This window comes from Bdellovibrio sp. GT3, from assembly GCF_037996765.1.
GTDB lineage: Bacteria > Bdellovibrionota > Bdellovibrionia > Bdellovibrionales > Bdellovibrionaceae > Bdellovibrio.
In genome coordinates this window covers 97,522-103,661 of sequence record NZ_JBBNAD010000003.1, presented here as the reverse complement: position 1 = coordinate 103,661, position 6,140 = coordinate 97,522, and the positions used below count along the sequence as shown (strand labels likewise).

The following is a 6,140-nucleotide window of genomic DNA, read 5'->3' as shown; positions in this document are numbered from 1 at the left end:
TCAACCTCCATCATTACACTTATGCAGCAGCATCTTCAATACGTTTCGCATCAAGCTTCATCGCGCGGATGAGATTTATATCCCTTAGTTGACAGTGAGAGACCCAAAACCTTTGAAGCACGGCGTTCGCTGACGTCATGCCTTTCAATCAAATGTTGGGCTGCCAATCGCTTAGGTTTGGCTACCACTTTTTTGAGTGTACATCCTTGAGCATAACTATATCGAGAGCTTGATCCGCTACGATTCGTTTGAGCTTTGCATTTTCCAACTCGAGCTCCCGAATCCGTCGAGCTACGTTAACGTTCATATCGTTGTGTTTTTTCTTCCAAACCTGAATGGTGGCGATCGATATGCCGAGTTCTCTGGCTAGATCATCTTGCTTGATCCCATTCTTGAGACGCTGCAAAGCTCAGACAATTTATTCTTCCGTGAATCGTGATTTCATTGTCTTTCCGTTGATCAATTTTGACACAGCGGAGTTAAAAATCAAGTTGGATCTGTTTTTCCGGCAACCTCACTCAACCATTATCTAAATCAAAGACTCTGAACCAAATCGATCATACAAGCATGATAGCTTTTTGAAATCGACACGAAATTGACTTCTTCGTTTAGGTACCCCGTTTACCACGTGAATACCTGGATCATAATAAACAGCACCAATTTCGAGAGCACTAAGGAAGCGAACAAAGTCAGACCCTTCCCCTAAATAAACCATGTCGGAATATCTAAACTGATCGCAGTTATTGGATGCCTTTTTCTGAGATGGAACAAAGCAAACTTTATTATGCTTTTTGTTCCAATGCTCCATAAGACCACTGAAGTTCCATTTTGCAGCAATCTCACCGCGCTTCCCCACCAAGCACACTCCGCCATTAGTATCCGTAATTTTCCCCTTCGAGAATCCTTGAATTTCGATTTTCAACCCGGTGTTTTTGTTTATTTTCCCAAAATAATGAGGACTACTGAAGTTCATTCTATTCGGTTTCCCATTTTTATCGGGATAGCCATATGACTGTACAAACTGGTTTACACCCTTCACTACATATATTCCGCCGTCAGGCTCAGGCGTGAAAAGGGTGATGCGCCCAACTGGCATCTTTTCAAAACTCTTAGCTTGTACAGACTTTAACTCCCAACCCATAAAGTCAGGTTCGGACTTTCCATTATTTGAAATCCCCAGAAGGGCTTCCAAAGTGTAGCCTCCACAATTTACACCTTTACACGGTAAAATCTTATCATTGGATCTACGGCAGGATTTCAACCATCCCGACTTACTCACTTCTTTTAGAGATTTAAAAAGTTTATTCTTAGCGGAATTCGAATCTGAAAGAACACCAATATCCACCAACACGTCGTCGCTTGACTCTGCCACTTTTGCGACTTCTTTGGCAACCCGAGCCCCAGCAGACACAACAAGACCAATAACTCGCGAACCAGCAACTCCCAAGAATAGCACTCGTCCATGAACGCGCGTATCCTCCGCGAGCAATCGCGAATAGCTAATATCTGTCCCTCGAAGAAATCCAGAAAACCGAACCTCAGGATACTGAGGATAAAAAATTAACTTCGCTCCATTGGCCCCAAGAAGACAATTCTGTCCCTCCAGCCAATAGAAATCCAATAGCCCAAATAGGCTTTTCTTACCTTTTCCTTTGGTTACAGATAGAATTGGAAGAACGGACAATGCCTTGAAATTTGGACCAAAATAAATTTGATTTTTTGCATTGTCGTTTTCGGCCAGAATTTTTGCATACAACTCTGTACAGCCGTTTTCCCTAAACACACTACGAATTTTACTTAAACTGTCCAAAAGAATCCTCCAATGGACAGCTTAAATACTAAACAAATACTAGTGAATTTCTAAAACAACGAGCATCAAAAACTAGGCTATAGACTTAACGCAGAAGAAAAGGATTCGGTTTAAATGGCTTTTCTCGAGGAAGGCTTTGCAAGTGTTGATCAACCAGAAGTTTGTAGCATCTTACCAACGACCCGAGATCTTTCTCCAAGCTTTCCATTTCCCCTACAGCGTACTCCCGCCATTGAATTGTGGACTGTTCGAATGACGGACCGCTGCCACGTCCACTTTGGCTTAGAAGTCCTTTCGGTATTGCTCCCCTCGAAAAGGAATTCAACGCAGTAACGTTTGCAGCATCGATCTTATATGGTTTATAATTTATATGGCTACTAGATGTATTTGTCAGAACCAAAAATACTCTATCGAGACTTTCAGCAAAAATTAGCGCTACATAGAAGCCGTCGGACGCACGCTCAGTCACTCGAGTATCATAGATTGCAACCCAAGGAGTTCGCGACCAAGAACCTTTTCCAACACTTCCCTCAAATGCCAAATCACCGGAAATCGAATCTACTCCACAAAGGCTTTTTACCTCTTGAGGTAGTTCATAAACTCCCAACTGGAAAGCTGCTTGCTCAGAGGATATTTTATGACCCTTTGATTTATAAGCCTCCAAAAATTTAACAATATCCTGTGTTAATTTTCCCATTCGATTACGCCTCAACTAAATCATCATTAAATGTTAGCTGTTTAGCACTCTTGGTCTTTTTGTGCTTCATTGCACCTAACGTAGATACAATCTCTTCCGCCAAATGACGAATAACCGGCACAACTACCGAGTTACCAAAGCATTTATACGCGCGAGTATCAGAAACAGTAATTTCAAACGTTTCTGGGAATCCCATCAAACGAGCGCATTCACGTGGCGTCAGCCTGCGAGGATTTTTGTTCTTTTGCTCAATTAGAATCTCAGAACCATCTTTGTAGTATCTGGCAGAAAGAGTTCTTGCGATTCCAGATCTGTTCACAAGACCAAAACCAAATCCATTACCCTTTGCCTTGTGCTTCTGGGCATGCCTTTGAAGACCTGTCCAAAGACGATCAGACAAAGTGTACTTCGGATCAACAGAAGAGTCTTTTTCCAAGATATCACCCAGCTTATGACTGGCCTTAATCACATCAGGGAATTTAAAATTACGCTCTTTCGAGTCTACTCCCACAATATAAATTCTCTCACGGTGCTGAGGCACAAAATCTTTTGCATCGACAATCTGGTAGCTGACATTATACCCAAGATCATTGGTCAAAGTATCAATAATGACTTTAAAGGTGTTGCCTTTGTCATGAGAAAGAAGATTCTTAACGTTCTCTAACAAGAACATCTTTGGTCTGTGGTGCTCGATAATTCTGGCAACATCAAAGAACAGCGTTCCCTGAGTCTTATCTTTAAAACCATGCTCACGCCCCAGTGATTTCTTCTTAGAAACACCGGCAATAGAGAATGGCTGACAAGGGAAGCCCGCAAGCAATATATCATGTGCTGGAATATTAGCAGCGTCTACCTTCGTGATATCACCCGCCGGCTTGTCACCATAGTTGTCTGCATATACTTTCGCAGGATATGCGTCCCACTCACTGGTGAATACACAATCGCCACCAAGTTCTTCGAATGGCAATCTCATCCCGCCAATACCTGCAAACAAATCAATAAACTTGAAATTATGATCGCCATCTTTGGAATCTTTTTTCTTGGATTTCTTTTCAGAGAAATCCAGATCCAAGCCCTTTAATGTTGCATTCATATAGTGTGGAATCTCTCCCTCACCTTTTTCCCATTTGGAGATTTTTTGCGTCACTGCCTTCGCAGACATTTCAGGATACAGCAATTCACCAAACTCTTGCGCAGAGATTCCGTGTTTTGTTCTGAAGTTAATTAGATCATTTGGGGTAAGCTTCTTAGTGGCCATCTGTAGCTCCAGGCATGATTTGTAATAAAATTATTCCAATTAATTCCCAGACAATTCAAGTAAACAATATCCTGCAGTCCGTTATGCCTAACAAACCAGCATTCGGACACGTTTCATTTGAAAGCCAATCTGGTGGATTAAAATAGAACTATTAGAACGTAAGCAAAACCAATACCGCACTACAAACTACGTACGATCTTATCAAAAAGGACAGTTATGTCTCTCAATTCATGCTCCCAGATTCTAATGACTTTATACCCGAGCGTCCGCAGCTGCTTTCTGCGTATTTTATCCCTGAGAACATTTGATTCGATTTTCTTTTGCCAGAACAAGGCATTATTTTTGGGCTCGTGAAAATGCCGCGGGCATTTGTGCCAAAAACAGCCATCAATAAAGATGACTGTGTTCTGACCTACAATCTTAATATCGGGTTTCCCAGGAAGCGTTGAATCCAATCTATACCGAACCCCCAGTGAACGAAGGATTTGCCGCACATTTCTTTCAGGTGACGTATGCCGCGACTGAATTCGCGACATACAGTAGCTTCGCTGGGACTTGCTTAAGACATCCATGATCTAACTATAAACCATACGCATTAAATAGAGATTCATATTGGTAATGCTTTTTAGAATAGATTTTAGGCATAAAAAAACCGAAGACTAAGCTTCGGTGATTTCTGCCATGTTTTCAGAGAAAAAATGGCGGGGTGGACGGGACTCGAACCCGCGGCCTTCCGCGTGACAGGCGGACGTTATAACCAACTTAACTACCACCCCAGTGGTGTTTTGGAAGACTTGTTATAGCTATTGCGTCCCCGCAGATCAACATTATTTTTAAAATTTTTAATGATATTTTAAAGTCGGCCCAAAACTGATGCAGTGTGCTTCGCGTGGATCGCCGGGATTGCGTAAGAATTGTGCAAATGTAGGAAATCTCGGAGTTTTTCTGCCTTCGCACATGGTTTAATTGGCATTTTCCCTTCCACAGCCGATGACTCCCCCGCCCCGCTTTGCCATAATGGGGACATGATTATTCAATCCCCATCACGTAACGGCAAGCTCCTGATCATCGACGACGAAGAAGACCTTCGCGAGGTTTTAACCGCCATCCTTGAAGATTCGGCTTCGCAAATCGACACCGCAGCCAATGGCATTGAGGGCATCGAAAAGATGAAGTCGCAACACTACGATGCGGTTCTGTCAGATGAAAAAATGCCTAAGAAAAGCGGCCTTGAGGTCTTAAAGTGGATGCGCGAAAACGGCATTCAGACGCCGTTTATCATGCACACCGGTTACGGCCAAAAGGACATCATTCAGGAAGCACAGAGCCTGGGCGTCTTTGCCCTGATCGACAAGCCCTGGAATGAGAAAAAGCTGATTGAGACCGTCAAAACAGCTTTGCAAACTGGCACGGCTACGCCAAAATAATTTTGAACTACAGGAAGAAGGCTCTCATGGAAAAACTATTTTGGCTGGACATGGAAATGACCGGCCTTGATGTTGAAAAAGAACGTATCATCGAAGTCGCAGCGATCGTCACAGATCTGAACTTTAAAGAGCTGGATGTCTTTGAAACCGTAATCAAGCAGCCGCAAAAATTCCTGGATAGCATGGATGCCTGGAATACCGAGCACCACAAGAAATCGGGCCTGACTGCCAAGGTTCCAAACGGCATGCCGGAAGATCAAGCCGAAGCGATGTTGGTGGACCTGGTGAAAAAACACTGGCCAGAACCCAAGGATCGCCCGGTGATGGCAGGGAACTCGATCATGCAGGATCGTCTGTTCATTAATAAGTACATGCCGGATCTGGCAGGAAGACTGCACTATCGCCAAGTGGACGTGTCGTCATGGAAAGTGATCATCAATAACAAGTTCCGCTACATTTATCAAAAAACCAACAGCCACCGTGCTTTGGATGATATCCGCGAAAGCATCCAGGAACTTCGTCATTACTGTGATAACTTAAGTTTTAAAAAGTAATTAACGTCCCACCATCACAAAGGGGCCGGCGACATAGTCTTTTTGATATGCCAGGCCCCAACGGATCATCGCATACAACACGGGCTTCATCTCTTGCCCCGCCACTGTTAGTTCGTACTCGACCCCAGACAATTTATCCCGCCCCAGTTCTGAGCGCCTGACAATGCCGGAGTTTTCCAATTCCTTGAGTTGCCGGGTTAAGGTCGCTTGAGTGATTCCCGGAGTTAGTCTGCGAAGCTCGCCAAATCTTTTCGGAGTCTTGCGCAAATTATACAGAATGATCGCCTTCCACTTTCCCTGGATGAGTGAGGCCGTCAGTTCGGCGGGACAATTGAATTTCTTCTTTTTTACATTCATCTGCAACCACCCTTAATTTCCGCTTAATAACCACAGC

The 6,140-nt window shown here is 43.6% G+C and carries 8 protein-coding genes and 1 tRNA gene; 2 read left to right on the top strand and 7 right to left on the bottom strand.

Going from position 1 to position 6,140, the window contains the following annotated elements:
* Nucleotides 1-181: 181 nt before the first annotated feature.
* The 6 genes from AAAA73_RS17390 to AAAA73_RS01625 form a co-directional block, all read right to left on the bottom strand.
* Entirely contained in the window at nt 182-406 is a 225-nt protein-coding gene (locus AAAA73_RS17390; RefSeq protein WP_445292017.1) for a transposase, read from the bottom strand.
* A gap of 123 nt (nt 407-529) precedes the next feature.
* Nucleotides 530-1,810, bottom strand: coding sequence for an MvaI/BcnI family restriction endonuclease (locus AAAA73_RS01640; RefSeq protein WP_340596405.1), 1,281 nt, complete (start codon nt 1,808-1,810; stop codon nt 530-532).
* Nucleotides 1,811-1,895: 85 nt separating this feature from the next.
* Complete coding sequence (locus AAAA73_RS01635) at nt 1,896-2,507, bottom strand: MrcB family domain-containing protein (protein WP_340596404.1); 612 nt, start codon at nt 2,505-2,507, stop codon at nt 1,896-1,898.
* Nucleotides 2,508-2,511: 4 nt separating this feature from the next.
* The gene (gene dcm / locus AAAA73_RS01630) at nt 2,512-3,765 is read right to left on the bottom strand and encodes a DNA (cytosine-5-)-methyltransferase (protein ID WP_340596403.1); all 1,254 of its coding nucleotides are present in this window, start codon (nt 3,763-3,765) and stop codon (nt 2,512-2,514) included.
* Between the two features lie 179 nt (nt 3,766-3,944).
* The gene (locus AAAA73_RS17385; protein WP_445292016.1) at nt 3,945-4,337 is read right to left on the bottom strand and encodes a very short patch repair endonuclease; all 393 of its coding nucleotides are present in this window, start codon (nt 4,335-4,337) and stop codon (nt 3,945-3,947) included.
* A 127-nt stretch (nt 4,338-4,464) separates the two neighbouring features.
* A tRNA-Asp gene (locus AAAA73_RS01625) sits at nt 4,465-4,541 on the bottom strand.
* 249 nt (nt 4,542-4,790) lie between these two features.
* Here AAAA73_RS01625 and AAAA73_RS01620 point away from each other — a divergent pair.
* Nucleotides 4,791-5,192, top strand: coding sequence for a response regulator (locus AAAA73_RS01620; RefSeq protein WP_340596402.1), 402 nt, complete (start codon nt 4,791-4,793; stop codon nt 5,190-5,192).
* A 26-nt stretch (nt 5,193-5,218) separates the two neighbouring features.
* The gene (gene orn / locus AAAA73_RS01615) at nt 5,219-5,746 is read left to right on the top strand and encodes an oligoribonuclease (RefSeq protein WP_340596401.1); all 528 of its coding nucleotides are present in this window, start codon (nt 5,219-5,221) and stop codon (nt 5,744-5,746) included.
* Here the strand turns inward: orn and AAAA73_RS01610 are convergent, their stop codons facing one another.
* Nucleotides 5,747-6,103 carry a winged helix-turn-helix transcriptional regulator gene (locus AAAA73_RS01610; protein ID WP_340596400.1) on the bottom strand — a complete coding sequence of 119 codons (357 nt, stop codon included), beginning with the start codon at nt 6,101-6,103 and terminating at the stop codon, nt 5,747-5,749. It lies immediately after the preceding gene.
* Between the last annotated feature and the right edge of the window lie 37 nt (nt 6,104-6,140).

Bases quoted from the DNA above. Each gene is read 5' to 3' on its own strand.
- AAAA73_RS01620 (WP_340596402.1), top strand. From the start codon at position 4,791: ATGATTATTCAATCCCCATCACGTAACGGCAAGCTCCTGATCATCGAC.
- dcm (WP_340596403.1), bottom strand. From the start codon at position 3,765: ATGGCCACTAAGAAGCTTACCCCAAATGATCTAATTAACTTCAGAACA.
- orn (WP_340596401.1), top strand. From the start codon at position 5,219: ATGGAAAAACTATTTTGGCTGGACATGGAAATGACCGGCCTTGATGTT.
- AAAA73_RS17385 (WP_445292016.1), bottom strand. From the start codon at position 4,337: ATGGATGTCTTAAGCAAGTCCCAGCGAAGCTACTGTATGTCGCGAATT.
- AAAA73_RS01635 (WP_340596404.1), bottom strand. From the start codon at position 2,507: ATGGGAAAATTAACACAGGATATTGTTAAATTTTTGGAGGCTTATAAA.
- AAAA73_RS01610 (WP_340596400.1), bottom strand. From the start codon at position 6,103: ATGAATGTAAAAAAGAAGAAATTCAATTGTCCCGCCGAACTGACGGCC.